This window comes from Blautia sp. TM10-2 (genome assembly GCF_003480845.1).
Lineage (GTDB): Bacteria > Bacillota > Clostridia > Lachnospirales > Lachnospiraceae > Fusicatenibacter > Fusicatenibacter saccharivorans.
Window position 1 is genome coordinate 280868 of the sequence record NZ_QUJZ01000001.1, and the last position, 25373, is coordinate 306240.

30 protein-coding genes are annotated in these 25373 nt (G+C 46.8%); 12 read left to right on the forward strand and 18 right to left on the reverse strand.

Going from position 1 to position 25373, the window contains the following annotated elements:
• Nucleotides 1-708: ParB/RepB/Spo0J family partition protein (locus tag DXD92_RS01490; protein WP_118639953.1), on the reverse strand; the 708-nt coding region annotated here is incomplete at its 3' end.
• On the reverse strand, nucleotides 665-1486 hold the full coding sequence (locus DXD92_RS01495) for a ParA family protein (protein WP_118639937.1): 822 nt from the start codon (nucleotides 1484-1486) through the stop codon (nucleotides 665-667). The genes DXD92_RS01495 and DXD92_RS01490, both read right to left, overlap by 44 nt.
• Nucleotides 1487-2050: 564 nt before the next feature.
• Here DXD92_RS01495 and DXD92_RS01505 point away from each other — a divergent pair.
• On the forward strand, nucleotides 2051-2299 hold the full coding sequence (locus tag DXD92_RS01505) for a DUF6061 family protein (protein WP_085531192.1): 249 nt from the start codon (nucleotides 2051-2053) through the stop codon (nucleotides 2297-2299).
• A 52-nt stretch (nucleotides 2300-2351) separates the two neighbouring features.
• Here DXD92_RS01505 and DXD92_RS01510 read toward each other — a convergent pair whose 3' ends face one another.
• The 7 genes from DXD92_RS01510 to DXD92_RS01540 all read right to left on the reverse strand — a co-directional run bounded on the left by DXD92_RS01510 (nucleotide 2352) and on the right by DXD92_RS01540 (nucleotide 10604).
• Nucleotides 2352-3377, reverse strand: a complete 1026-nt coding sequence (locus DXD92_RS01510) for a sensor histidine kinase (protein ID WP_117522843.1) — start codon at nucleotides 3375-3377, stop codon at nucleotides 2352-2354.
• The gene (locus DXD92_RS01515) at nucleotides 3374-4051 is read right to left on the reverse strand and encodes a response regulator transcription factor (RefSeq protein ID WP_033121503.1); all 678 of its coding nucleotides are present in this window, start codon (nucleotides 4049-4051) and stop codon (nucleotides 3374-3376) included. The genes DXD92_RS01510 and DXD92_RS01515 overlap by 4 nt, the downstream gene beginning before the upstream one ends.
• A gap of 19 nt (nucleotides 4052-4070) precedes the next feature.
• Nucleotides 4071-6143: an ABC transporter permease gene (locus DXD92_RS01520; protein WP_118144834.1), complete on the reverse strand. Its 2073-nt coding sequence runs from the start codon at nucleotides 6141-6143 to the stop codon at nucleotides 4071-4073.
• Complete coding sequence (locus DXD92_RS01525; protein WP_033121505.1) at nucleotides 6133-6900, reverse strand: ABC transporter ATP-binding protein; 768 nt, start codon at nucleotides 6898-6900, stop codon at nucleotides 6133-6135. Before DXD92_RS01525 ends, DXD92_RS01520 begins: the two co-directional genes overlap by 11 nt.
• Nucleotides 6901-6977: 77 nt before the next feature.
• Complete coding sequence (locus DXD92_RS01530; protein WP_117522845.1) at nucleotides 6978-8165, reverse strand: hypothetical protein; 1188 nt, start codon at nucleotides 8163-8165, stop codon at nucleotides 6978-6980.
• Between the two features lie 31 nt (nucleotides 8166-8196).
• Complete coding sequence (locus tag DXD92_RS01535; RefSeq protein WP_117522846.1) at nucleotides 8197-9486, reverse strand: protein kinase family protein; 1290 nt, start codon at nucleotides 9484-9486, stop codon at nucleotides 8197-8199.
• 14 nt (nucleotides 9487-9500) lie between these two features.
• Entirely contained in the window at nucleotides 9501-10604 is a 1104-nt protein-coding gene (locus DXD92_RS01540; protein ID WP_117522886.1) for a DUF6076 domain-containing protein, read from the reverse strand.
• Between the two features lie 220 nt (nucleotides 10605-10824).
• On the opposite strand from DXD92_RS01540, the gene DXD92_RS01545 reads away from it, so the two are divergent.
• The 7 genes from DXD92_RS01545 to DXD92_RS01580 all read left to right on the forward strand — a co-directional run bounded on the left by DXD92_RS01545 (nucleotide 10825) and on the right by DXD92_RS01580 (nucleotide 15617).
• The gene (locus DXD92_RS01545) at nucleotides 10825-11436 is read left to right on the forward strand and encodes a CHC2 zinc finger domain-containing protein (protein ID WP_117522847.1); all 612 of its coding nucleotides are present in this window, start codon (nucleotides 10825-10827) and stop codon (nucleotides 11434-11436) included.
• Entirely contained in the window at nucleotides 11420-12793 is a 1374-nt protein-coding gene (locus DXD92_RS01550) for a DNA primase family protein (RefSeq protein WP_227143262.1), read from the forward strand. The genes DXD92_RS01545 and DXD92_RS01550 overlap by 17 nt, the downstream gene beginning before the upstream one ends.
• A gap of 399 nt (nucleotides 12794-13192) precedes the next feature.
• Nucleotides 13193-13408, forward strand: a complete 216-nt coding sequence (locus DXD92_RS01560; RefSeq protein WP_109258817.1) for a phosphoribosylglycinamide formyltransferase — start codon at nucleotides 13193-13195, stop codon at nucleotides 13406-13408.
• 63 nt (nucleotides 13409-13471) lie between these two features.
• A complete protein-coding gene (locus DXD92_RS01565) occupies nucleotides 13472-13657 on the forward strand; it encodes a hypothetical protein (protein WP_117522849.1) in 186 nt (61 codons plus the stop codon).
• A 77-nt stretch (nucleotides 13658-13734) separates the two neighbouring features.
• A complete protein-coding gene (locus DXD92_RS01570; protein ID WP_117788320.1) occupies nucleotides 13735-15024 on the forward strand; it encodes a plasmid recombination protein in 1290 nt (429 codons plus the stop codon).
• A gap of 18 nt (nucleotides 15025-15042) precedes the next feature.
• Complete coding sequence (locus tag DXD92_RS01575; protein ID WP_085531218.1) at nucleotides 15043-15345, forward strand: hypothetical protein; 303 nt, start codon at nucleotides 15043-15045, stop codon at nucleotides 15343-15345.
• A gap of 80 nt (nucleotides 15346-15425) precedes the next feature.
• Nucleotides 15426-15617 carry a recombinase family protein gene (locus DXD92_RS01580; RefSeq protein ID WP_118594704.1) on the forward strand — a complete coding sequence of 64 codons (192 nt, stop codon included), beginning with the start codon at nucleotides 15426-15428 and terminating at the stop codon, nucleotides 15615-15617.
• A 48-nt stretch (nucleotides 15618-15665) separates the two neighbouring features.
• Here DXD92_RS01580 and DXD92_RS01585 read toward each other — a convergent pair whose 3' ends face one another.
• The 6 genes from DXD92_RS01585 to DXD92_RS01620 all read right to left on the reverse strand — a co-directional run bounded on the left by DXD92_RS01585 (nucleotide 15666) and on the right by DXD92_RS01620 (nucleotide 20498).
• Nucleotides 15666-17342, reverse strand: a complete 1677-nt coding sequence (locus DXD92_RS01585; RefSeq protein ID WP_009447114.1) for a recombinase family protein — start codon at nucleotides 17340-17342, stop codon at nucleotides 15666-15668.
• Between the two features lie 100 nt (nucleotides 17343-17442).
• Complete coding sequence (locus DXD92_RS19150) at nucleotides 17443-17670, reverse strand: transposon-encoded TnpW family protein (RefSeq protein ID WP_004607973.1); 228 nt, start codon at nucleotides 17668-17670, stop codon at nucleotides 17443-17445.
• A gap of 417 nt (nucleotides 17671-18087) precedes the next feature.
• Nucleotides 18088-18348 (reverse strand): helix-turn-helix domain-containing protein, encoded by a 261-nt coding sequence (locus DXD92_RS01600; protein WP_016289899.1) that lies wholly within the window; start codon nucleotides 18346-18348, stop codon nucleotides 18088-18090.
• The gene (locus DXD92_RS01605) at nucleotides 18329-18769 is read right to left on the reverse strand and encodes a sigma-70 family RNA polymerase sigma factor (RefSeq protein ID WP_050636981.1); all 441 of its coding nucleotides are present in this window, start codon (nucleotides 18767-18769) and stop codon (nucleotides 18329-18331) included. Before DXD92_RS01605 ends, DXD92_RS01600 begins: the two co-directional genes overlap by 20 nt.
• A gap of 536 nt (nucleotides 18770-19305) precedes the next feature.
• Nucleotides 19306-20295, reverse strand: a complete 990-nt coding sequence (gene rlmN / locus DXD92_RS01615) for a 23S rRNA (adenine(2503)-C(2))-methyltransferase RlmN (RefSeq protein ID WP_002569187.1) — start codon at nucleotides 20293-20295, stop codon at nucleotides 19306-19308.
• Nucleotides 20296-20318: 23 nt separating this feature from the next.
• The gene (locus tag DXD92_RS01620; RefSeq protein ID WP_002588768.1) at nucleotides 20319-20498 is read right to left on the reverse strand and encodes a cysteine-rich KTR domain-containing protein; all 180 of its coding nucleotides are present in this window, start codon (nucleotides 20496-20498) and stop codon (nucleotides 20319-20321) included.
• A gap of 384 nt (nucleotides 20499-20882) precedes the next feature.
• On the opposite strand from DXD92_RS01620, the gene DXD92_RS01625 reads away from it, so the two are divergent.
• The 4 genes from DXD92_RS01625 to DXD92_RS01640 all read left to right on the forward strand — a co-directional run bounded on the left by DXD92_RS01625 (nucleotide 20883) and on the right by DXD92_RS01640 (nucleotide 23674).
• Nucleotides 20883-21236 (forward strand): helix-turn-helix transcriptional regulator, encoded by a 354-nt coding sequence (locus DXD92_RS01625; RefSeq protein WP_118639938.1) that lies wholly within the window; start codon nucleotides 20883-20885, stop codon nucleotides 21234-21236.
• A 268-nt stretch (nucleotides 21237-21504) separates the two neighbouring features.
• Nucleotides 21505-21834, forward strand: coding sequence for a plasmid mobilization protein (locus DXD92_RS01630; protein ID WP_002569185.1), 330 nt, complete (start codon nucleotides 21505-21507; stop codon nucleotides 21832-21834).
• Nucleotides 21795-23138 carry a relaxase/mobilization nuclease domain-containing protein gene (locus DXD92_RS01635; RefSeq protein WP_118209243.1) on the forward strand — a complete coding sequence of 448 codons (1344 nt, stop codon included), beginning with the start codon at nucleotides 21795-21797 and terminating at the stop codon, nucleotides 23136-23138. The genes DXD92_RS01630 and DXD92_RS01635 overlap by 40 nt, the downstream gene beginning before the upstream one ends.
• 89 nt (nucleotides 23139-23227) lie before the next feature.
• The gene (locus DXD92_RS01640; RefSeq protein WP_009447122.1) at nucleotides 23228-23674 is read left to right on the forward strand and encodes a HEAT repeat domain-containing protein; all 447 of its coding nucleotides are present in this window, start codon (nucleotides 23228-23230) and stop codon (nucleotides 23672-23674) included.
• 172 nt (nucleotides 23675-23846) lie between these two features.
• Here the strand turns inward: DXD92_RS01640 and DXD92_RS01645 are convergent, their stop codons facing one another.
• Genes DXD92_RS01645 through DXD92_RS01655 form a run of 3 tightly spaced genes read right to left on the reverse strand, consistent with a single transcriptional unit; the run spans nucleotide 23847 to nucleotide 25371 of the window.
• The gene (locus DXD92_RS01645; RefSeq protein WP_009447123.1) at nucleotides 23847-24212 is read right to left on the reverse strand and encodes a cysteine-rich VLP domain-containing protein; all 366 of its coding nucleotides are present in this window, start codon (nucleotides 24210-24212) and stop codon (nucleotides 23847-23849) included.
• Complete coding sequence (locus DXD92_RS01650) at nucleotides 24209-24415, reverse strand: transposon-transfer assisting family protein (protein WP_009447124.1); 207 nt, start codon at nucleotides 24413-24415, stop codon at nucleotides 24209-24211. The genes DXD92_RS01645 and DXD92_RS01650 overlap by 4 nt, the downstream gene beginning before the upstream one ends.
• Nucleotides 24416-24417: 2 nt before the next feature.
• Nucleotides 24418-25371 (reverse strand): hypothetical protein, encoded by a 954-nt coding sequence (locus DXD92_RS01655; RefSeq protein ID WP_009447125.1) that lies wholly within the window; start codon nucleotides 25369-25371, stop codon nucleotides 24418-24420.
• Nucleotides 25372-25373: the final 2 nt, after the last annotated feature.

Consider the following 25373-nt stretch of genomic DNA (forward strand, 5'->3'; position numbering starts at 1 on the left):
AGAAAGAGAAGGGGTAGCCTGTTCGCTGTCCATCGCGTCCAACAGGTCTACCTGTTCCTCCTTTTTGAGAAAGGACAGCTCATAGGCAGGGTTCAGGGCAATCTTCTTTTCATCCACCATATCCATCAATTCAGAAATCAGCTCTGTCAGACGGATATAGCGAAAAATCTGGTTTTTACTCTGACCTACTTGCTCTGCCAAAATCTCACTGGACTTCTTGCCCTCTAACTTGTTCCCAACTTGGGAACAAGTTAAATCAACTCGCTCTCCCTGATGTTTCATAGCATCCAGTTTCATTTTATAAGCAAATGCTCTTTCACTGGGGAGGAGACTTTCTCGTTGCAGATTGCTGTCAACCATAATAATTGTGGCTGCATCATCGTCCAGATCACGGACAATTACCGGCATGGTCTCTTTTTCTGCCAGTTCACTTGCTCTGTGCCGTCTGTGTCCGGCCACCAGTTCATAACCGCCCTCCGGGTCCGGTCGAGCAATCGCCGGAACCAGAACGCCATACTGCTTGATACTGTCGGCGGTCTCCATCATGGCTTCGTCATCCTTGACTTTGAATGGGTGGTTCCTAAAGGGATGCAGTTCAGACAATGGAATTTCCTGAATCTTTTCCAGCTTTGCATCCTGGCGGCCTTCTTCGGTGGAGAACAGATCATCTACCGAGGCCAGCTCTATTTTTTTCGCGCTGCTTTTCAAGTTTCAACACCTCCTTCGTCAGATTTCGATACCCCTCTGCCACTTTGCCGCCAGGGTCATGGGCGAAAATACTTTTTCCCTCTGCACTGATTTCCTTTGCCCGGACAGAGTGCGGAATCTCTGTGCCGAATACTTTGATCTTGCTGCCATAGGTCTCCCGCAGGAGCGAGGAAATCTCTTTGGCAAAGTTGGTTCGGCTGTCCACCATCGTCAGCAGGATACCGTCAATCTGGAGCTTGGGGTTGATTTGCCTCTTTACCTTGTTTACCGTGGAGAGCAGCTGTTCCAGCCCTTTAGCGGGCAGATACTCTGCCTGAACGGGAATGATGATCCTATTCGCAGCGGCCAGCGCATTGACTGTGAGCATACCAAGGGAGGGCTGGCAGTCGATGAGGATATGGGAGTATTGCCCCTTCAGTGTGTCCAGATATTGCCGCAAGATAGTCTCACGACTCATAGCATTTACCAAGGATACTTCCATACCGGAAAGTTGAATGTCGGCGGGCATCAAGTCTACTCCCTCCAGGTGGTGCAGGATACCCCCGCCGGAATGAATCGGCTCATCCATTAGGATATGCCCCATAGCGTCCGACAGCGTAAAGGGCAATTTGTCCGGCTGGGGATTGCCCAAGCTGATCGTCAGGCTGCCTTGCGGGTTTCCGTCGATCAGCAGGACTTTCTTTCCGGCTTGCGCCAGCCCGATTCCCAAGTTGGCACAGGTCGTTGTCTTGCCAACGCCGCCTTTCTGGTTGGCAATGGCGATGATTTGCGTGTTCATTGACTTCACCTCATTTCTAATTATTGCTGTTGCTTCTGGAAATAGAAAAAGCCGCCACTTCAAAATCATAAAGTGACGGCCCTTTCTAATGCCGGAATCTCTAAAACAAAAAAGCACCCAGTTATTTGTTACTGAGTGCCTGCATTAGAATCGTATTTAATTGTTCAGATTTGGTCAGATTATGCCAAACCCTCCAGCGAAAAATCCGGTGTCTGAGAGTGCCAAAATCACCCTCAAAAATACCCCCGAAATTGCTCTCTGGTTGTCCTATTTTTTAACCACTAAGGCCGTTTTTTGACCCCATTTTTGCCGGTTGCCCTATACTTAACCACTAAAAATTGGGTGAAAACGGCTCTCGTTTGGTCAAATGAGGTCAAACTATATCAGCCCGTTTAGATATAGCAAAAGCCCGGAAAACCTTGGCTTAACAGTGATAAGGAACTAATTTACTTATCAACTGTTAGCTGACGGTTTCCGGGGTGCATACGGACAAATCCCGTCTGATTTCTAACAGGAAGTCAGACGGGATTTTCGCTTTATATTTCGAATTATGGAAGACATACCATGAAAACCTTAATATCTTGTGCTTACACTATGGATAATTGCTGTGTGGAACTGAAATTCAGGGACGGCAGAATGATTGCGATTGACACTATCGCTGTTGAGAACGAGATTGCAGACAATATGTATCAGCGGTCAGAGTTGGATTATTTGATCTACAATGACCCGATAGCATATGCTGACTTGATATTGAATGGCGATCCCGAAACCTATCTGAAAACTGTAACAGAATACAAGCCTTTGGATAGCTGACAACACGCTGCCCGCAGGAGAAAATCCTGCGGGCGTTTTTCTGTTTATTTATTTATTTTCCTCCGTTGGATCTCAATTTTGGAAAGAAGATGACTATCTTAAAGCCCTTTCCCCACTGGGAAGCAGCTTCCAGACGAAGGTTTAGATCGTCAGCCATCTTCTTAACCAGGTAAAGCCCTATACCGGTAGCTTTCTTTCTGCTGTCAGTAGAATCCCCGGTAAAGCCCTTTTGAAAAATATACGGCAGATCATATTTTTTTACACCGATGCCGTTATCCTCAACTGAAAGGACATCTGCGGTCTCCGAATGTATCATAGAGATCGTTAGCATGGGACTATCGCTGCTATATTTTATGGCATTGCTCACGATCTGTCCCAACATAAACTGAAGCCCTCTACGGTCTGTATAGACTGTTTCAGATTGCAGTTTATTGAGAATTACAAACTGCTTTTCTTCCAGAAGTGGGGCATAGTCCTCCAGAACTTCCCCCAAGCACTGATTCAAATTGATATCCTCAAACTGATAATCCTTTGTACTGCTCTTTAACCGGGCATAGTATAACATTTGAGTGACATCCTCCTGAAGCTGACTGCGGACATAATCCAGCTTTGCTTGCAGGGGAGGAGATATTTCGTCGCTCCGATTATCCAGGAGCATGGTCAACAACGATAGGGGCGTTTTCGCTTCATGTGCCCAGCCCTCCACATATTCTTCATAGTCCTGTAGGGCATCTGCCATACTGTTACTCTCAGTTTTGTGTTCCTGTAAAACTGATGCCAGAAGCCGGATAGATTCTCCTTCTTCCCGGCTGATGGCACTGAGCAGCCGTTCCTCGTTGCAGATGGTAGGATCACTGAGGAAATCCCGGAACAGCTCTCGGCGGGTAGTCTCCCGCTTGTTTAGTACAAACAGAATCACTGAAAACAAAAGGAGGCTTGTCAGAACTACTAACCCAATCAAGGTTTGAAATGCCTGAATGTCAGAAATCCAAAGAATGATAGCACAAAAGCAATCCACGCCCAACAGCAACAATAGCCAGGGGTAGTATCGCTCTGTTATGCGCCAAAGCTGCTTCATGGAGCCACCCCCGTTTCCAGACGATAGCCCATCCCACGAACCGCAACGATTCGCTGCTTCATCTCAAGACCGGACATCGTCTTTTTCAGCCTGGTCAGATTAACCTGCAAGGCATTTTCGTCTATGTATTCCGTGGTTCCCCATAGTGCTATGCAAAGTTGCTCCGTCGTGACCAGAGCATCGCCGCCGGACAAAAGAGCAACCAACAGTTTTCCCTGATTTTTTGGAAGCACGACAGAGGTATTATGAATATAAAGCGTGTAGGTCTGCTGGTCTAACAGGAAATCTGGTCCCTCTATGAGATTGGTACGGCCTTCATACCTTTTGAGAATATTGGATACCCTGGCAAGAAGTCGATCTTTTCTGCACGGCTTCGTCAAATATTCATCGGCACCCAAGTGGAACGCTTGCAGTTCATCCTTTACCTGATCTCTGGAAGTTAGTACCAGGACGGGGATAGCGGTTTTATTCTTTAGTTCCTGGCAGATTTGAAAGCCACTGATCTCCGGCAAATTCAGGTCTAAGATCACAAGGTCAGGACGGAGGGCTGCCAGGAGCCGAGCGGCATCTTCAAACTCGGTGATTGCCTCCGCAAGATACCCGTCCTTTTGGAGCATATTGCAGAGTTCTTCCCGCATATAGACTTCATCTTCCACAACAGCAATTCTTTTCACGACAGCACCTCCTTCCAAATTATTCTTCTCTCTGTGGCTGCATCAGTGTCAGCAAATACCGATCGCTGGAGCGCTTGACCACTCTCATATAAATATATTCTATCACGCAAAGCAGCAAAATCATAGCAGCAGATACAAACATCATTTCAGCCACTGTCCCACGGGTTCGGGACGAGAGTATCCCTGTAAATAACGCCCTGACTCCAAACAAACTGCTGACAGCCGCAACCAATACAGGAAGTCCCATAAACCAGGTAATTTGCTTTCCAGCAGACTGGCAAAGGGTTTCGTAAGTAGCTCCCAGGCGGATCAGAGTCTGGTATCTGCGCCCGGTTTTCTGCTGACTCATCAGGAACTGAACACCCACGATGGTGTTGGCAACTACCAGGAAAACAATCGCAAGATAGAGGGTAATATAACTGGATGCTATGGTGTAGAAAAGCTGACGACCCATATTCTGAAGATAGCTTTCATATTCAATGTCAATTTCGTCCAGCTTCTCGTTCAAATCCAAATATGCAGTCATAAGGCTATTTCCATTCAGAGCTTGCTCACTGAGCACCGCATTGACATAGGTATCATACATTCCCTGACTATAATATAGGAATGCTTCATCCGGAAGAATCAATGCAAAGGACAAGGTTATAGAACGGTCCGTGACCAAATTCACAGACTGAACCTCTCCTGTAAGATGAATCGGACTACCATCCAGTTCCACCTTGGGCTGCCCGGCCAATACTTGGTTCAGCATTGCGGTACGGCTTGCCGTAGTAAACTCTGTATCAATATAGACAGTGGCCTCCTTTTCGCCTAATTGGAGAGCCGGATTGCCGGACAATTCCAACAAACGATTATAGTCCGATAAACAAATCAAATATGGGTATGTGGCATAACCAAGATTGTTCAGAAGGACATCCCGGTCTTCCGACTGGGGCAGGCTCCGAAGAGAGTCCATAACAGCGTCCATGCTGTAGGCATTATCATAATCTTCTGTGGTGCGAATACGCCCAACCCTCATTTCAAAAAGCTCTGAAAATTGATTTTCCAAACTGTTTTCTTTCAGGACTGCCTTTATATTCGGAAGAACCTGCGATGAATCTTCTGCAGTATGATCTTCAAAAGTATAGTCGATTACATGGCCAGAAGACAGGTTATTCGTTCCTGCAATTCCTACGCCCGCACCAAAACAACACAGCGCCGCCAGAATCAGCAGGGAGCTGATGGCCATGGAGTTTGACTGATGAATGACATTCTCCTGAATCTGCCGGAAGGTAAATACATGAAGCTGCTTATTTCCTTTTCCTTTCTTAACAATCAAAGCAATCAGCGCACGCATCCCATAGAAAAGCAGCATCGTACCAACTATGCCCAACAGCAAAGTCAGTCCCATCATACTTACCTTTGTCCATGCAATTCCCTGAATCGCCATGTAGTAAGCCACTGCCAACATCACACTTCCGCATATAGCAGCCAGTCCATAGATAACAGATGGCATTTGCTTTTTGGGGCGGTTCGTTGGCTGGGATAGCAAAGTACCGATCTCCTGGCGGCTGATTCGTCCACTCAAAATCAGAAGTGCCGTCAGCTTAATTGCCAGAAATCCTGCCAGCGTCCATTCAATCGCAGACCAGGATAAAGAAAACTGATGACCGATGATCCCCATGCCTACCAGCTTGGCGGTGACAAGACTGACAATTTCTGAAAGCACCACAGCCACAGGTAAGCCTATGAGCATGGCAAGAATACTGGTCAGGAAATCTTCCGCCAGAAGCATACCAAACAGTTTACTTCTACGCATCCCCAACATTAGATAAACACCAAACTCATGCCGTCTGCGCTCGAACTGATACTTGCAGGCAAAATAGATCAAAAAGAACAGAATACCGAGGGTCATCCCATAAAACGCAGGAATCAGAAGCAGGAGTTTGTCAACTGCGTCACTCTCCATTTTCTGCAAAAAGAGCATCACATCTTGAGTGGAGATGGAAAGAATCATGTAAAAGGCAACAATAGAAATCACCAGGGAGCTGAAAAACAGACCGTTTTCCTTTCGGCTGCGGCGGCTGTTCCGAAGAATGAGATTAGAGAACATTTGCGCTGCCCCCTCCCAGTTGCGCCATCACCTTCAGGATGCGCCCGTAGAACTCCTGCTGGCTTTCGTCTCCACGCCGAAGCTCATGAAAGATCACGCCATCCTGGATGAACAGGATGCGCTTACAGAAGCTGGCGGCATTGGAATCATGGGTTACCATCAGGATCGTAGCTTGTTCGTCACGATTCAGGCCGGACAGCTTCTCCATAAGACTTCTTGCGTTCTTAGAATCCAGCGCACCCGTCGGTTCATCGGCAAGGATCATTTGGGGATGTAAGATCAGAGCCCTTGCTGCCGCAACACGCTGACGCTGGCCGCCGGACATCTTGGACGGAAACTTATCCAGAACATCAGTGATTTCCAGATAGTCAGCCAACTGCTTCAGCCGCTGGCTGCTTTCTGCTTCGGATACCCCATGCAAGGAAGTCGGGAGCAGGATGTTTTCCCTGCCAGTCAGGTTGTCCAGCAATTCAAAGTTCTGGAATAGATAACCAACTTTTTTGCCACGGTACTCTGCAAGAGCCTTTCCCTTGAGGGATTGCAGAGTATCGCCTTCCACCTGAATGCTCCCACCGGTGGGCTGAATCACAGTTGCAATACAGTTGAGAAGCGTGGATTTACCGGAACCACTGCTTCCCATAATGCCGAGAAACTCTCCCGGCATCACCTGGAAGGTGATCCCATTCAGTGCCTTTGTTTGACTTGGCACATTGCCATAGATTTTTGTTAAATTTTCAATATTCAAAATGGGTTTCATGTGAATACCTCCTATCATTTGTAATAAAATGATAGCATGGGAACACAGCAAATACCACTTACAGTTGTTGTAAGGATTCAGGATATAAGTGGCGGCTCAAGGGGGACGAGCATATATTTTTTAAGAGCATCAGGCGACAATGATAAAATATACCGGATCGCCTCATTGGCAAACCAGTTCGTTTTAATTGTATCCCAATCAGCAAGCCGAATGATTTCTGCTGTGCCGTTCTCAAAATCAACTGATATTTCGCCCCATTCGCCGTCGCAGTCTGCCTGGTATTCGTAGATTGCGGCGGTGATTTTCTTTTTGCGCTTGGTTTTGGATTTCTGTTTCAGCCGGACTGCATGGATAGCACCCTCGGCAACCAGAAGCTCTGTCAGCTTATCCATCGCTTTCCGGTAAGCCCGCTCTGCACCGCTGGCTGTGCTTCCCTCAAACATAACCGCCAGGTCTTCAAAGGTGGGGCGGTTCTTCCATGAGCCAACACGCCCACAGGTCATGCAAATTGCTAACCGTTTTTCGAGCAAGGTCTGCTCCCGGTAATTCAGTTTCTCAAATGCCCGTTGCACCTTTTCTGCCTGTATGCCGTTCCAGAGGATGTCGGTATAGTTCCAACTATCGTCAAGGGCGACATCTTCGCCAGTTTCCTCGCCGTCCTCGTCTGTCACATAGAATGGCTGCTGATTGCGGATACCTCGGACAACTTTCAGATATTCTTCGGCAAGAGCAAGATCACAGTTGTATTTCTTGGAAAACTCGTTGACCGCATCCTTGGTATTGTGGTACAGCCAAGCCATTGACCGCACCATTTTGTAATTAGTCAGAGAGGATACCGACCATTTTTCTTCGCCCATGCGGAAACGGAGCATAGCATCCCGGATGAACGGAAAAATGTATGTAGCATACTCCGCACCCTTGGCAGGATCATAGTCCATCAGCTTTTGGAGCATTTGCTCCCGGCAGGACAGTTTTATATCCAGAAAACGGTCTGTATCGTACAAATCGCCGCCATCCACACCAAGAAAGCTCTTGATGCGCTTATTAAGCTGCGGCTCGTAGTGATGTAGAAAGAACGAAAAATGTAGCAAATTCTTTTCATGCAAAGCAGACAGGATATATTCGTTCAGATTGCCCACTGATGGCGGCTCCGGTTCCAGTTGGAAGATGCGCTCTGCCACATAGGGAATGATGCCGTCACCGTGCGGATTGACTTGGTATTTTGGTATGTATCCGGTCATATTCCATGTAAAATCATTCAGCATAGCGCACCTCCCTTCTGTATGCCATTCTGTTTTATGAAATGTATTCCATGATTATGGAGTTCAAAATATTATACAATGATTCTACGCACATCAGCTTTACTACGCCGTTATGGTCACTTAAAATCGTACCATCTTCGGAATAATAGAACCGTATCGTCTTCCAACTATCTATTGTGTATTTTATCGTGATGCTGCAATACCTATCAGTTCCACGAGCGGGTTCATAATTAATTGAAAAATAGATTCGGTCATAAGTTCCGCTATAGAGATAATGGCTGGCATTGTTTTCAACATTTACGGATGTATAATCAATGCCATCCTTTGAATTTTTACGGTATTCATCGTAGAGTTTTTGAATCAGCTCAAAATCAGGGTATGTATTCAGTAATTCTTCTAACGCCTTTATATAATACTGACTAAAGGAATTTACAATTAGCCGATTCTTTTCTTTTATCTCCAAGAGTTCTAAATTCCGTTTCTCTTGATATACTCGTACTCGATACTGTTCTTCTTCCCCTGGCGTCATATTGCCCTCTGCAATGAAGTTCTCAATCTGTCCAATCAAACTTGAATATGCGCAGCGCTCATCAGGAGCAATATTCAAACATGATGCAATAATTGTATTAGCAACAATCATATCAGCATTTCCGGGAAAACGCTTGGTCAAATCATATTCATCAACAAACCAGAAGTTTGAAGGCATAAAGTCCTCCGGCTCACCATTGATCATACACCAAAGAACTTTACCCAAAGAAAATATATCTCCTTTTTCAGTTACTTCCTCTACACGACCTGTTTCGTATTCTGGGGCAATATACATCCTGGGACCAACTGCCATAGTTTCCGGTGTCAGTCGTTCGCTCCCATCGTTAAGAAAACACGTTCCAAAATCTGTAAGATACAGTGTGTATTCATCACCTTTTTTCAAAAACAAGATATTATCCGGCTTTATATCTCTGTGATACAAGGGCGGATTTCCGGTTGAAAGTGTATAGAGTGCTTTGATGACCGGCAAAAGCAGTTCAAATGCTAATTTAACATTCCCTTTGGTAACTTCGAGTATATCGTATACCGAACCGTCATATTTTTTCATTTCAACATAAGATTCAGCAATTTTATCCTCGTTAATATAAACATCCGTCACCTCAACAACATTGGGAATTGGATTCTTGCATAATTCCTGAAATACAGCAAGTTCTCGTTTGAAGCGTGCGACTTTTTCAACGGTAGACGTATTTCGAAGGTATTTTCTCGCAGTTCCGGTTTCAGTATCGAATACCACATCACCATTACCGCCTTTAACATCAGCTTTTCGTGCCATGTATTATCTCCTTGTCATTTTTTGTTGTAAGCTTCCTTTTTCAAGGCAGCCTGTCCCATTTCCTTTTCATAATCGCCCTTGGCATAAGCAACATTGCTCAAGGCCCGGAGCATTTTATCTTTCGCCAGTTTCTTCATAACCTCTGCAAGATCAGCGTCCAGAGTACCACGCTTCACATAGCGGTTTATGGTGTTCAGCCGCTTCTCATAAATCTGTTTCAGCGGATGATCGTCCGCAAGCTCCCGCTGTTCTCTGCCTTTCAGATTGCCGATCTGCCGGCAAGTGCGGTGCAGCTTATCTCCCGGTGCATAACCGCCGCAGTATTTGGTGTGCCTTGCGTTGGTGGTCAGAAACCATTTGCCGCAGATCCGGCATTTTTTCGGTGCATGACCAACACACAAGCCCTCAAAGAGATCAGAACGGAACATTCCCACAAAGGATACATAGTGCATCCGTTTGACGAGCTTCGCCACATCCTCGCCGGGACGGACAGTTGTCACATACTGAATAGAGTTGTTCGCAACAGACATCCAGGCATTGCCCTCCGTGATAGAAAACTCCGGCGGGAAATAGCTGCCGAACATTTTTGCAAAGCCCTCTGCGGTACGGTCTGCTTCGTTGCTGTCTGATTTTTCCGCAAAATCAAGCACTGCGGTTTGGTATTCCCTAAGAGAATATGCCAAATGTCCGAATACAGCGGTATAACGTTGGAGCATCGCCGCATCAGCATATTTCGGAACTTCTTCAAACGGTAAAGAATTGGTTGCAGCTTTTGTAGCAAACTCCACATATTTTTGTGCGCTGTCCGCAGTAAAAACCTTTTCTATCCGTTCCCGGTGCTTTGGTATATCCATATAGGAGAACGGCGGCGTTTTGCTGAGAATCTCTAACATTGTCAATGCAGCTTCCCTTGCCATAGGAAAGAGTGCAGAAGCGTCCTGTCCGGCGTTCAGCATTCCAAGCAGTAGATTAATTTTCTGGCATTGTTCATTCATTTTGGCAAGAGTATCCGCCGAAACATTCAGCGCATCACAGGCAAGAGTGCCGATAGGAAGTGCTTTGTCCTCATATATGATTGTATCCTGCCAAAAATCCAATGTCATCAATTCTTGATTCATGCTTGCTCTCCTGTCCTGTTTTTTCATTTCTTTCATTATATCATGCAAATGTGAAGAAATCTACATCCTCCGAAAAGCTGTCCTGTTTTTTGAAATGGGGTTGTCCACCGATTAGCCTGTTTTTTGAAAAATCCGGCATAACAATAGTAGACGGAGCGAAGCACCTGCCAATCACGGCGGGTGTTTCGTGCTTTCTGAATACTATGAACGGAGGTTTTCTATGACAATCTATGAAACCATCAAGGTGGCAATCAGCGTAAAGCAAGCCGCCGAACACTACGGGCTGAAAGTCAACCGAAACGGCATGGCTTGCTGCCCGTTCCACAATGACAGGCATCCGAGCATGAGGCTGAATGAGGATTATTTCTTCTGCTTTGGCTGCGGAGTCAAGGGGGATGTGATCGACTTCGTGGCAAGGTCGTTCGATCTGAGCAGCTATGAAGCAGCACAAAAGCTGGCTTCGGATTTTGGGCTTGACCCGAAACCGCCCACTTCCGCAGCTATGCTCAAGCCCAAACGTCCCTATATCCGTCAGTTTCGGGAGGACGAAATGCTGTGCTTCCGGGTGCTGATGGATTATCTGCATCTGCTGGAAGATTGGAAAGTGCGATATGCACCGAAAACACCGGACGATGATCTGGATGACCGTTTTGTGGAAGCCTGCCAGATGATTGATTATATCGAATATCTGGCAGATATTTTGACAGTCGGTGATTTAGAAGAACGGGTTGCCGTGGTGGACGAGCTAATGAAGGAGAGCAAGATTGCTTTCCTTCGGAACTATGTGGCACGGAAACGAAAGGAGGGGTTGTCCCATGGGGAAGAAAGGTAAAATGCCGGATATGAATCTGCCGATCTGGTTTGACGGGCAGAACATCAATGAAGCTCTGTTCTGTGAAGAATTTCTGCGTGAGCGCAGAATCATCTTCGCAAACGGAGCTTTTTTTACGCCCGATGGTCGGGTAACAGACGATCTCCCTCTCCGGGGTGAGATTTACGACAAGCTGAAATTCTGTGCCGTGAACAACATCCCCCGGAAGATCACCAATATTCTGGAGGTGCTGAAACTGGAAGCACAAGTGCCTGACTTTCCTCCGGAGCAGGATCGGATTCATGTTGCCAACGGTACGCTGCTGCAGAACGGAACATTCACTGAGGGCAGACCTGCTATCGTGCGGAGCCGTCTGCCTGTTGCCTACAATCCCGATGCTCCTGCTCCTGTGGTCTGGCTGAACTTTCTGGATGACCTGCTTCATACAGAGGACATTCCCACTTTGCAGGAGTTTATCGGCTACTGCCTGATTCCCTCCAACAAAGGACAGCGCATGATGGTGATTAAGGGCAACGGCGGCGAGGGTAAATCCCAAATCGGTGCGGTGCTTTCGGCAATCTTTGGCATGAATATGAAAGACGGCAGCATCGGAAAGATTTCCGAAAACCGCTTTGCCCGTGCCGATCTGGAACATATCCTCTTGTGCGTGGATGATGATATGCGGATGGAAGCTCTGCGCCAGACCAACTATGTGAAATCCATCGTGACAGCACAGGGCAAGATGGATTTGGAACGCAAGGGCAAGCAGAGTTATCAGGGCTGGATGTTCGCCCGGCTGCTTGCGTTCAGCAACGGTGATTTGCAAGCTCTTTATGATCGCAGTGACGGATTTTATCGCAGACAGCTTGTGCTGACCACCAAGGAAAAGCCTGTGGATAGAGCTGATGATCCTGACCTTGCGGAGAAGATGAAAGCCGAAGCCGAGGGCATCTTCCTGTGGGCATTGGAGGGATTGCAGCGGCTTGTTGCCAACAACTTCAAATTCACAGAGAGTGACCGTATCCGGGAAAACCGGGAAGCGGTCAAGCGTGACAATAATAATATCTTTGATTTCATGGAATCGGAGGGATACATCCGGTGCAAAGCGGATGCGTCCATCAGCTCCAAGGATTTCTATGAAATCTACCGGATGTGGTGCGAAGAAAATTCCCTTGCACCGCTGAAAGCCCGCAGCTTCAGCGACGCCATGATTGCCAATGCCGGGAGATTCAATCTGGAACATTGCAACAACATCACCAACTCTGCCGGACGGCGGGTGTGGGGATTTATGGGTGTGGAAGCTGTGGCAAGACCTCATATAAATGGGTTTTACGATGTTTCGTCATGTACGTACGTACCGGAGGAATGGCGGGATTGATTTTGCCAGTCATGCTCTGTACGTATGTACGCAGCATTTACCCCTGTTTTCTCCCATTATAGGAAACAACGGCTTTCAGAGACAACCTGTTTTCGGGTATTGAAAATCAATGGCAATGGAAACAGCAAAGTTTTTGACCGCAGGACGAAGCTATTTCACGAAATCGTGCTTCTCTGAACCGTGTACCCTGTTCACGGAACAATAGATGTTTTCATTTTTCCAGACCAAATCACACGAAACAGTAAAGCGGGATATGGTCATATATGGACAGGACATCACAAGCAAAATTCTGAACGGATTTCAGAGATTGCAGATTTTTCACTGTTCGGTGTATCTGTTCCGTTTTGGGGTGCAGAGATTGTACCGAACCACAAACAGAATTATGAAGGATTTTTCAATATGAATGTACGCAATGAAATCAAGGCACAGATCATCCGTGCTGGGATGACCATGCAGGAAGTTGTTGACCTGCTCTCGGACGAGTACGGATGGAGCGACAGCGTTTCCAACCTGTCCGCAAAATTACAGCGGGAAAGCATCCGATACAAGGAAGTATTGGAGCTTGCCGATGTGCTGGGATGCGACATTGTATGGCAGCAAAGACGGGAGAAGTGATGCCCCCGGCAACAGCCCCTCGCATCTCCCGTCCCCATAGGCACACCGCAGTGCTGCCTATGGATGGCAGTGAAAGACGCTGCCAACGTCTGCAAGAAACGTTCCGCAGAACAGCTTCATGCAGACGGGCTGACCATGGGAAAAGTTGCAGACATTTTGCCTTGGTCAGCAGAGGTCACCGCAGTGACCGCATACCCCCTCGGGAGAGCCCACGGCACTTTGCAGCCAGAATGGATGAAAGTGTTATAGTGGGTTATTACACTTCCGCAGAAGTGCATCCCCGCAGCCCCGCCCGTCTGCTACTCTCGAAAGAAAGGAAAAAACCTATGGCAAGAAACGATGGAATTGACCGTACCTTTGCCCGTAACCAGGACTTGCCCACCCTCGACGATGTGGCGAAAGTTCAGGAGCATAACGAGCGAGAAAAAGACAGCTACTCCAATCAAGATATTGATACCACCCAGACCCACCGCAATGTCCACTTCAAGAAACCTACCGACAGCTATGCCGCCATGTTCGATCAGATGATTGCAGATGGTGTTATCTCCACCCGTGGTCTGAAAGCCGATGCGGTGAAATATGGGGAGCTGCTGTTTGATGTAAACTCTGCCTACTTCCACAACCACGGCGGCTATGAATATGCCAAACAGTTCTATGCCGATGCCTACAAAGCCGCCGTGGAGATTGTGGGCGGCGAGCAGTATATCCTCTCCGCTGTGATGCACGCCGATGAGCGCAACCGGGCAATGTCCGAAGCCCTGGGCGAGGATGTGTATCACTACCACCTCCATGTGGTTTATATCCCGGTGGTGGAAAAGCAAATCCTGTGGTCGAAGCGGTGCAAGGATGAATTCCTCCGGGGAACGGTAAAAGAAACGATCACACAGGTCAGCCGCAGTAAGAAATGGGAATCCAAACCCGTTCTCAATGAAGATGGCAATCCGATGTTGAACGCAAAAGGGAAAAAGATTTTGAAGTCGTCCTACAGTGTGCTGCAGGATGACTTTTTTAATTTCATGCGAGCCGCCGGATATACCGATGTGGAGCGTGGAGAGCGTGGCAGTACCGAGGAACATCTGACGGTGACACAGTTCAAGGTACAGGCCGAACAGCACCGCCTGGAAACTGTGACCGGACAGGTGGAACAGGCCGAGCAGAGTTTGGCGGATGCCAAGGCTGCTACGGAGAAGCAGAAAAAGAAACTGGAAGCTCTGCAAAAGGAAACCAAGGCAGCAAAGACCATTGCGCTGACGGTGCAGGATATTGAGGAAATGGGCAAGAAAAATGCCCTCACCGGAAATGTCTCGCTCACGCCGGATCAGTGCGATACACTCAAACGCTATGCGGTCAACGGCATTATTGCCAATGCTGACAATAAGCGTTTGAAAGAGAAACTGGCTTCTGCTGAAAAAACAATTTCCATCTGGAAACAGCGGTATGAAGCAGTAAACGAAAAATATATGGAACTGAAACAGAAAGCCCAGCCTTTCTTGGATGCGATAGAGATTGCGTCTGAAAGGGTTTGGGCTTTTGTTCATGCCATTCTCGCCAGAGGAAAGGAAACACAGGAACATAAGCACCCTGCCCGTAAGCGTAGGCAGGATATGGAAATTTAAGAAAGGAACTATTTGCCTATGAATAAAACCGTAGAGGAAATTAACAAGATGATTATGGAAGATGCCCCGATGGAAGAAATCAATGATGCCATCGGCTATATTGATATTTACTCCTGCTTCGACCCGATTTTTGAGCCGCCCATTGATTTTTTGGAAGAATGCCGCAAGCATTGGGAAACAGCGCAGTCTTCTTTCCGCAAAACCATTGAGCGTAAGATCGGGAACACATGGTATGTGATTGAAACAGAATGTGACGGGAATGAGCCGCTTGCCGACAAGGTAAAACGGCTCATTTTTTCTGACAAGGGGGTGATTTGTTAATGACTGCGACACAAAAGCATGATATAATTCCAGTATGCACAACGGTACTGTCGGCTGACCAACAACCGAAGGAGGATATTATGTTGGATCAGCAGAAAATTACCATTCTCTACTGTCGTTTGAGCAATGAGGATGCCCAAGATGGAGAGAGTAACAGTATCGCAAATCAGCGAGAGTATTTAACCCGATATGCCCGTAACCACGGGTATACAAACCTGAAAATTCTGGTGGATGACGGTTATACGGGGACGAACTTTGTTGAGGTAAGATAACGTAACCTTTTTTGCAGAGGGCGTTATCTTACCTCTTTTTGATGTATGTTAGATAGCATAACTCTTTACGTCGGCTCCTATCTGTCTGAAATAGGAGATACTTTCGGTAGGCTTGTCGCCCGTATCAACTCTGCCGACAAAGCTATAAAAGATTTCGATTTTGCGGGTGTTCGTTTCCTTATCCAGTTCGTGAATAAGAATACGGTCAATAAATTCATGGACGTTTTCGTAGGTCAGTTCGGTAATGGCGGTGTATCTGCGTACCAGTGCGACAAACCTTTTCACGTCCGCGCTGCGCTCGGTGGCGTTGTCGATTTCCTGTGACAGCTCCGCAATCCTCCGGGTCAGCGTCTTTTTTTCTTCATCATAGCCGGAAGTCAGAAAAGCAAACTGTTCATCAGAAAGTTTCCCTAAAGCGTTGTCCTCGTAGAGCTTGCGGAATAAGATGTTCAGCTCGCTAATGCGGCTCTGCGCCTTGTCAAGCTCTTTCCGCTGCTGTGTCAGCGTCTTTTGTACTGCCTTTGCGCTGCACTCGTTGGCGGTTTCGATAAACTCCTGTTCATGCTCTTTCACATAGGACAGCACCCTCTGTAAATCAGCAAGGACAAGTTCTTTAAGGACGCTCTTTCGGATATAATGGGTAGTGCAAAGCTCGCCAGTCCTTATCCTGTTTCGGTACTTTCCGCAAGTGTAGGCGTGTTTGCGTTCCAGTGTCCCGGCTCCCTGTTGCAGATACATTTTATAGCCGCAATCCCCACAAAAGAGAAGTCCCGAAAAAATGTCAATTTCATCAACCTTTGTAGGGCGGTGTTTGGTAGCAATCCGTTTCTGTGCAAGGTCAAAGGTTTCTTCGTCAATCAAAGGTTCGTGCGTGTTGGGGAAAAAGTATTGCTTTTCCTCCGGGTTCTTTTTCGTCTTTTTCGATTTGTAAGATACCTTATAGCTCTTGCCCGTAATGGTATGCCCCAAATATTCTTTGCGTCCAAGAATATCATACAGTGTCTTATCCGGCCAGTTATAAATACAGGTCGGGTGCGGGCGCGGGTGGCGGCAACTGCCGGAACGACGGTAGCGCAGTTCTGAAACAGTAAGTACCTCATGTTCCCGTAGCCAGTTCTGGATTTCGCAGATACGGTCGCCGCGCACATACATAGCGAAAATCTGTTTTACAATGTGCGCCGTTTCCGGGTCGGGCAATAGATGATTGCGGTCGTTTGGGTCGGCTATGTAACCATACGGCACTTCGCCGTTGACACGCTCGCCTTTCTGTGCCTTTGCCTGTTTAACAGCCCGGATTTTCTTTGAGGTGTCGCGGGCGTAAAACTCGTTGAACCAGTTCCGCAGAGGGGTAAACTCGTTATCTTCCCTCGCTGTGTCTACACCGTCGTTAATGGCAATGTAGCGCACTTCATATTCGGGGAAAACAATCTCTATCAGTTCGCCGGTTTTCAGATAATTGCGTCCCAGACGGGAAAGGTCTTTTGTTATGACGGTCGCCACGTTCCCGGCTTCAACCTCATGCAGCATGGCTTGAAGCCCCTCACGCTCGAAACTCACGCCGGAAAATCCGTCGTCTACAAAAAAGCGCGTATTGAAAAAGTGGTGTTCGTCAGCGTACTTTTGTAAAATCAGCTTTTGGTTCTGTATGCTCTCGCTTTCCCCGGCCTGCATATCTTCCTGGCTCAATCTGCAATATAAAGCGGTAATCTTGTCTGTCTGTAACATTTTGTCCTCCTTTCCGACGACAGACAAGCATGGTATTTGTACTGTCTATATTATACCACATACCGCTGCCTGTGTCATGTATAAAATGTGAAGAAACGCCCTATTTTCGGGCGTTTGCGGGGTTCAGCTCCATGTCTTTGCGAATGAGCTTTTTTATCTTTTTATCCAGTGTGTCCGTTGCGCGTTCACTTGCAGACGAACATACAAGGTAAGTAACTTTTCCGATTTTATGCTCCGTTGTGGTAACGGGCGTTTGGTTTTGCGTCAAAGAAAATCCCCCTTTCTTTCGCAAACATATAATACAGTCTATGAATAGCAGCAAGTCCACTATTCAATAAAACAAAGGCTTTAATCGGACGGTTATTAGCATAACCTCATGGGAATTTCACCCCGGCATGGTTCTCATGCAGCCCTACCCATTGCCTGCGACGCTCTTAACGCTCGGACTGTGGCTGTAAGGAAGTATCATTGTATATTCTGCGTGTCGTTGCCCGCAAACCGCTACACTTGCTTTCCGGCGCGGTGTTGGTCGCTCGGCTGTCCGGGCGGTGATAACCTCGCCCGGATAGCGTCATGGCGCACCCGCCGTATGGCTCGACGCAAAAGGAACGTATCCGATTTGCCCTATGCTGCGCCGCCGTTATCTTGCGCCGCTTTCTTTTTCAAGGTTCAAAATGGCTGTGCTACCCGCGTCAACAGCGGAACGGAAAAGGGGGTGAGAGAAAGCGTCCCGCCGCCGTTGCGGTTATTCCTCTGTCCTAAAGGTGAGGACAGCCATCATCAGTTTTGCTTGCAGCCGTTCCCGAATGTCGTGGTCTACGCCGAAATAGACGTTCCCGCGCTCGTCGTACAGCTTCCGCATGGAGAGGCGGGCTATGTAGCCGCTAAAATGCTGCAAGACAATCTTCATGGCGTCCGGGTCACCCTTTGTCGCTGCCACAATGACAGGATAGGGAACAAGGGCATTTTCCGGGTAGCCGGGTTCGTTACCATTCGTCCCATTCATCAGCATTTTCCTCCAGATATTTTCTTAATTTCTCAAAAGAGCTTGTCCGCCTGTACTGTATCGTGCTTCTCGATGTATTGAACAACTTCGCAATCTCGGTGTCGTTCATTCCCTCGAAATAGTACAGGAGTACGGCTTTGCGCTTTTCTTCCGGCAAAGTACGGATTGCTTCAAGAAGCAGCTTCGGCGTGATTTTCTTCCCGGCTTTCTCAAAGACGGTTTCGGCGGTTTCCCGTTTGAAATATTCATCAAAGGTATGAAGCTGCCGCGCTTCGTCTAAGGGCAAATCGGAAAAGGTGACTTCCCTTGCCTTATGCCTGTGCAGCTCCCTGTGAGCGTCACACGCTTCATTGTGCAGCACCGTATTACAAAACTTCTGAAAAGCACATTGTTTGTAAAACTCCCTGCTATTAGGTTCCACATTCTCACCTCCTTTCTCGTTGGAAAGTTGGTGGTGCTTCCCCCTTTTCGCGGGGCAATACGGCGTTTTTGAAAAACGCCGAAGATTTTTTGAAATTTTTTCAAAAAATTTTTTGAGCAGCAAAATACGCCTGTCCGAAAAGCCCGGACAGGCGTATAGGTATTGTAAGCAGTATTTAGATGATTAGACAGTTCATAGTCAAGGGTAGAGAGGTTCCCGGCGGTGGTCGGGCTTTTTTTGATATGTCAATGACCGTCGGATTTTGTCGATAGGGTATGTGCTTCATGGCGGCTACCTCCTTTAGCCGCCGCTTTTAACAGTGATACCGCGTCATTTCATTAGAAGATAAAAAGAAACGGCGGCTTTGATTTTTCAAAGCTGCTGCGGAAATCAAAGAACGACAAGCAACAGTTCTGATTTTGCTCCAATATGGTTATTAGGGGCACAAATTAAAATCAAAAAAGAGCCGATAACAGCAGTATTTCAAACTGCATATTATCGGCTCTGCGTCTGTGCGTCTGGCTCTTTTAATTAAATTATTTCTGTTGTTTTTTGGCTTTATTATATGTATTAGCTAACTGTCCACAAGCTGCTTTAATCTCTCTACCATGAGAAACTCTCATGGTAACTTCAAGTCCTGTTTGCTCTAATTGATGTTTGAACGCAACCATTTCTTGTTTTTGTGGTGCTCTAATTTTTGAATTACTCGTCGGGTTGTATTGCAGCACGTTAATCATAACATTTTTGCCCTTAAACCATTTTGCAAGTTGCCTTATATCTGAGGAACGGTCATTTATACCTGGTAAAAGCAAATACGCAAATACCACTTTTCGATTATGCCTTTGAGAATAGGACAATGCTTGCTTAACAACATCTTCAATAGCGTACATGTGCATATGAGGAATGATACAGTTTCTCGCAGCCTGTGTTGCTGCATGTAAAGATATTGTCAACTGAATTTTTAGATGTTCTTCGCGCAATTTTTTTAATTGATTAACTGGACCAACTGTTGATACGGTAATGCCGTCGGTTGGAAAGTTAAGTCCATTTCTATCTCGAAGAATATGGATTGCTGCAATCAAGTTGTCGTAATTGAATAAAGGTTCTCCCATTCCCATAAAAACGATACGATTTACTTTTTGACGTATCAATACAACCTGCTGCACAATTTCAGACGGTGTTAGATTACGAACAAAACCATTGCGTCCGGACTCACAAAAAATACAGCCAACAGAACAACCAACTTGCGTACTTACGCAAACAGTCCCACCATCTCGCCGTTTAATAAAAACCGTTTCAATATACCTGTTATCTTTCAATTCATAAACATACTTTTCAGTATCGCTACTTTTATAGACTTTTTTTGTTGATATTGATAGATTTTCTTTGTGAAATGGCTGTTTATACAATTCCGTATATAAGGCTCTTGCTTTATCCTCTCCAATTACTTCCGACATTTCTTTGTAAGTAAATCCGTATGGGTCATTCAATATTTCCGTAGGTGTACTTTTAGGTAAGTGTTTCATTTAAATATCCTTCCTTTTCAAAATTAAAAAGTTTGTTTTTCAGAGTTTTTGATTATGATTTCTAGTTTTTCAACATCAACGATATGCGTTAATTTACATTTAGGGCAGAAAAGAGGAAAATTTCTTAATACCGTATTATAAAATACTTGAACCCTCGTCTTTCCGTTACAAATTGGACATTTTATCCAATATTTTTCAAGCATAATATTTCTCCTTTTGCGCAAAAAAATGCAGGTCAATTCTCAACATGAGCATTGACCTGCATTTATACATATAATACTACAACAAAATTAAGGCATAGTTTTTATACTATGTCTATACGTCGTTAGTTTTGTTGTATAGCATACGCAAAATAAGCATGACAAAAAAGCCCATATTGAAAATGGGAAAAATCTTTTTTGATTTCAATGCTTATCGAATACGCATGCTATGTAACATAAACATTCCCCCCCTTTTATATAATATTATATACAAAAGCAGCTTGTTGTCAACATATATATATATGAATTATTTTGGCTAACTGATAGAACTATGTAGACATATCCAAGAAGAAAGGGGAACAGTAAAATGTAAGAGGGTGAATAACTATGGCAAAAAGACCAGTACCAAAATACGACTTCAAGGCTTTTGGGGCAGCGATAAAGGCAGCGCGTGAAGGACGCAAGGAAAGCCGCAAGAAAGTAGGCGACGAAATGTTTATCTCGCCGCGCTACCTTGCGAACATTGAGAACAAGGGGCAGCACCCAAGTTTACAGATATTCTTTGAGCTGATACAGCGTTACCATATATCCGTAGACCAATTCCTGTTAGACACGCCCGCTGCAAAGGACACAAAGCGGCGGCAGCTTGACGCGCTCCTTGACGGTATGAGCGATACAGGCATATGGATTGTGACCGCAACGGCAAAAGAGATTTCCGAAGTCGAAAAAGAGGGCGAATAGGAATGTCCGGCTTAAAACTGAACAGGATTTAGAGAGCGTTGTAATCTTTTTTGAGATTGCAGCGTTTTTCTTTTGCGGAAGTTTGGCAAAATCGCTTTTTCTCCGTAGTAGGGGATAAGAGCCTAAAGGATAAAAACATTCGTAGCAAGCATAGGAAGCGGGTACCCACTTCCGTATTTTCCCCCTCCCGCGCTGCGGCGCGTCGGTTGAAAATTGCTTGTTGGGAAGTGTCCCAAACCCTCGGAACGGAAAGGAAAGGAGCGAATACATGGACGGACGCAAAAGGACGGTACAAATCAAATTCAGAGTGACGGAAGCGGAACGGGATTTAATACTGGAAAAAATGAAGCTCGTACCCACCCGGAACATGGCGGCGTATCTGCGGAAGATTGCCATTGACGGATATATCATTCAGATAGACCACGCCGACATAAAGGCTATGACCGCAGAGATACAAAAAATCGGTGTCAACGTCAACCAGATAGCACGCCGCGTAAACGCGACGGGGAACGCATACCAAGAGGACATAGAGGAAATAAAGGGGGTGCTTGCGGAGATATGGCGGTTACAAAGATTAAGCCTATTAAAAGCACTCTAAGCAAAGCCCTTGACTATATCGAAAACCCGGACAAGACGGACGGAAAAATGCTTGTGTCCTCTTTCGGCTGCTCCTATGAAACGGCAGATATTGAGTTTGAATATACATTGTCCCAAGCACTCCAAAAGGGGAACAATTTAGCCTTTCATCTGATACAGTCCTTTGAGCCGGGGGAAGTGGATTATCAGAAAGCCCATGAAATCGGAAAGCAGCTTGCCGACGCGGTAACAAAGGGGCAACATGAGTATGTTGTGACGACGCACATTGACAAGGGGCATATCCATAACCACATTATTTTCTGCGCGGTGAACTTCGTAGACCACCACAAATACAATTCCAACAAAAGGAGCTATTACGGTATACGGAACATGAGCGACAAGCTGTGCCGGGAAAATGGCTTGTCCGTCGTCGTCCCCGGCAAGGGCAGCAAGGGAAAGAGCTATGCAGAGTACCAGGCAGAAAAGACGGGTACAAGTTGGAAAGGCAAACTGAAAACCGCCGTTGACGCACTTATCCCCCAAGTTTCCAGTTTTGAGGAATTGCTAACGCGGTTACAGGCGGCGGGCTATGAGATAAAGCCGGGGAAATATGTATCATGCCGCGCCCCCGGACAGGAACGCTTCACCCGCCTAAAAACCCTCGGCGCAGACTATACAGAGGAAGCCATAAGGGAACGGATAGCGGGCAGACGGACAAAGGCGGCGAAAGCCCCCAGAGAGCAGCGCGGCGTTTCGCTGCTTATCGACATTGAGAACAGTATCAAGGCGGCGCAGAGTAAGGGCTATGAACAGTGGGCGAAAATCCACAATCTGAAACAGGCGGCAAAGACTATGAACTTTCTCACCGAAAACAAGATTGAACAGTACGCGGATTTAGTTAGCCGGATTGAGGAAATGGCAGCGGAAAGCGGACAGGCGGCAGACGCATTGAAGAACGCCGAAAAGCGGCTTGCGGACATGGCGGTGCTTATCAAGAATGTTTCCACCTACCAAAAGACAAAGCCCGTCTATGACGCATACCGCAAGGCAAGGAACAGGGAGAAATACCGCGCCGGACAGGAACAGGCGATTATCTTACATGAAGCCGCTGCAAGGTCATTGAAAGCAACGGGCATTGCAAAGCTCCCGAACCTCGCCGCGCTGCAATCGGAGTATGAAGCCCTTCAAGCGCAGAAAGAAGCCCTTTACGCCGACTATGGGAAGCTGAAAAAGAAAGTCCGGGAATATGACATTATCAAGCAGAACATTGACAACATTTTACAGGCAGACAGACAGCCGGAACGGGAAAAGGGAATGGAACACTGATTAAGCAAAAAATGATTTTCGTATAGAAACAGAAAGCGGTATGTGGTATAATAAAATTATCTACAACTTTTGAAAGGATTTGATAGTACATGACAAAAGGAACACCAGCTAATATTAGTCAGCTTGTCAAAGACGCAAACAATAAATCATCATGGAAAATTAGGCTTGCTGCGTTGAATGAACTAAAACAATATGATTGTCAACAATCAAGAGATGTTATTACTCGTCTTGCTCTCCATGACAAAGTTTATAAAGTTAAAGAGGAAGCATTTAGAGCAGCACAAGCTATGGGGATTACTTACCGCGGAAATCCTATTCGCTTAGGACGTAAAGATATTGGTTTTAAGACAAAAGACTTTACTAAAGTTTTTCTACGTATCAAACGTGAAAAATCAATGGAAGAATTAGATTTACAATTATTCAAGGAAGCGTTCAAAACAATCGCGGCAGAAATGTATGATGTAATGGAATTTGAAAAGGGTCAAAAATTTGATGATTGGATTACAAATACATACAAATGTTTGCCAAAGAAATAAAAAGAACAGGGCGCGGAAAGTCAGTATATGACTTCCGCGCCCTGTCTTTTTGTGGGTGCTGTTGTGGTAAATGTTACGCAATAGAACGCCATTTTCGGGGGAAAAGGTATAAAGTATCGCCTATCCGATTTTCCCGCCCGGAAAGCCTTGCAAATCAAGGGATTTTCCGCGCCTACTGCGTAACAGGGGCGCGTCTTTTCCTCATGCGCTCGGCGGCCTGTCTGCGGGTGATACGCTTCCGGCAGTCGGGGCAGTATTTGACGCTGTTAGAGCTTGACGCAAAGGACGTGCCGCACTCGGTACATTTCTTCCTGTCCCCGGTTTGGTAAAGCTCCGCATAGAGCAGCTTATCAGCGGGAAGCACCGCAACCTTAAACCACTTGCAGAGAAGCGAATAGGAAATGAGCTGCGGACATACGCACTCGTCCCCGTCGTCCAGTAAGATACAGTTTCCATTATCGCAGTTGCAGCACGTCCGGCGCACAAGGGCGTTGACTTTCCGGCTCTGGGGCGGCGTCAGCCGCTTGACCTCGCTCATACTTCATCAGCGGCGTAAATGGGAAGCCCCGCAAACTCCGCTTCGGTCATGGCTTCCACTTTGGAGAGGGTACGGGCAGCAAAGCCCCGCATTTCCCCGTCCATAAAGGGCAGCGCGGCGTTCATGGCGACGATAAGCCCCTGTCGGCTCCCGGTCTTGTAAATGCTCAAAAGGTTTGTTTCTTCTACGGTCAGTTTTGTCATGTTCACACCTCCAAATCGTGATTTTTATTCTTTGCCGCCGCCTTTTTCGGGGCGGTCTTTGCCTTGTCTGTTTTAAGCTGCGCCCGGATAGAGGGGCGGGGCTTCCGTATCTCCCTGTCCCGGTTCTCCCTCTTGTCAATCAGCGCATACGTCCCATGTCTGCCCTCGATTTTGGAAAAGGAAAGGGTCTTGTAGGGCAGCATGGAGAAAAGACGGTCAGTGTCCTTTGTAGCCGCAAGCTGCATGAACGCCGGGGAAAGCTCTACCATGAAATGGGTCTTGTTTGGGCTGTTCGGCGTGTCGTGCCGCTTCATTTCCCACACAATGCGCCGCGCTTCCGTTTCAATCAGCCCGTCCCGCAATGCGGCGATATGCGCCTTGAAATCTCCCGGCGGAAGCTGCTCCCGGCTGCGCCGTTCTTCCTGTAAGAGCGATTGCAGCGCGTCCGGGTCGTTGGGTACGGCTTCAAAGCGTTCAAACTTCCCAAGCTGCGGGTCTGGGGTTCCGTCAAAATATCTCCCGGCTTTCTGTACCCTTTCCCCACGCTCATAAAACAGCTTCACCGTATCGGCGGGCAGCTCCTTTTCCTTGACGCGCTCATAATGGCGGGAATAGTCAAGCTCATACAGATTGCCCTTGATTTTCCCGCGCTCCTTTCCCGTCAGCTCGATTGCATAGGCAAGTACGCGGTCGCTTGTCTGCTCCATGTAGAAACGCCATGTATTGTGGGGCGCGGTGTCCTTTAGGAAAACGTCGCGCTCCCTAAAGCAATGCGTCCCGGACGGGCGGCAGAACCACAAAAGGGTCTTGTCCTCCCTGTGGGGGCTTGCCGCCGCCTTTGCGATAATCTCCTTGTCAATCTCCAAGTCGCTCTGGTAAAAGCCTGTATTCTGCTTCATAATCGCTTCAAGGGAAGCGAACAAATCCACGTTTTCAAATCTGCTCTGTTCCGGCATGG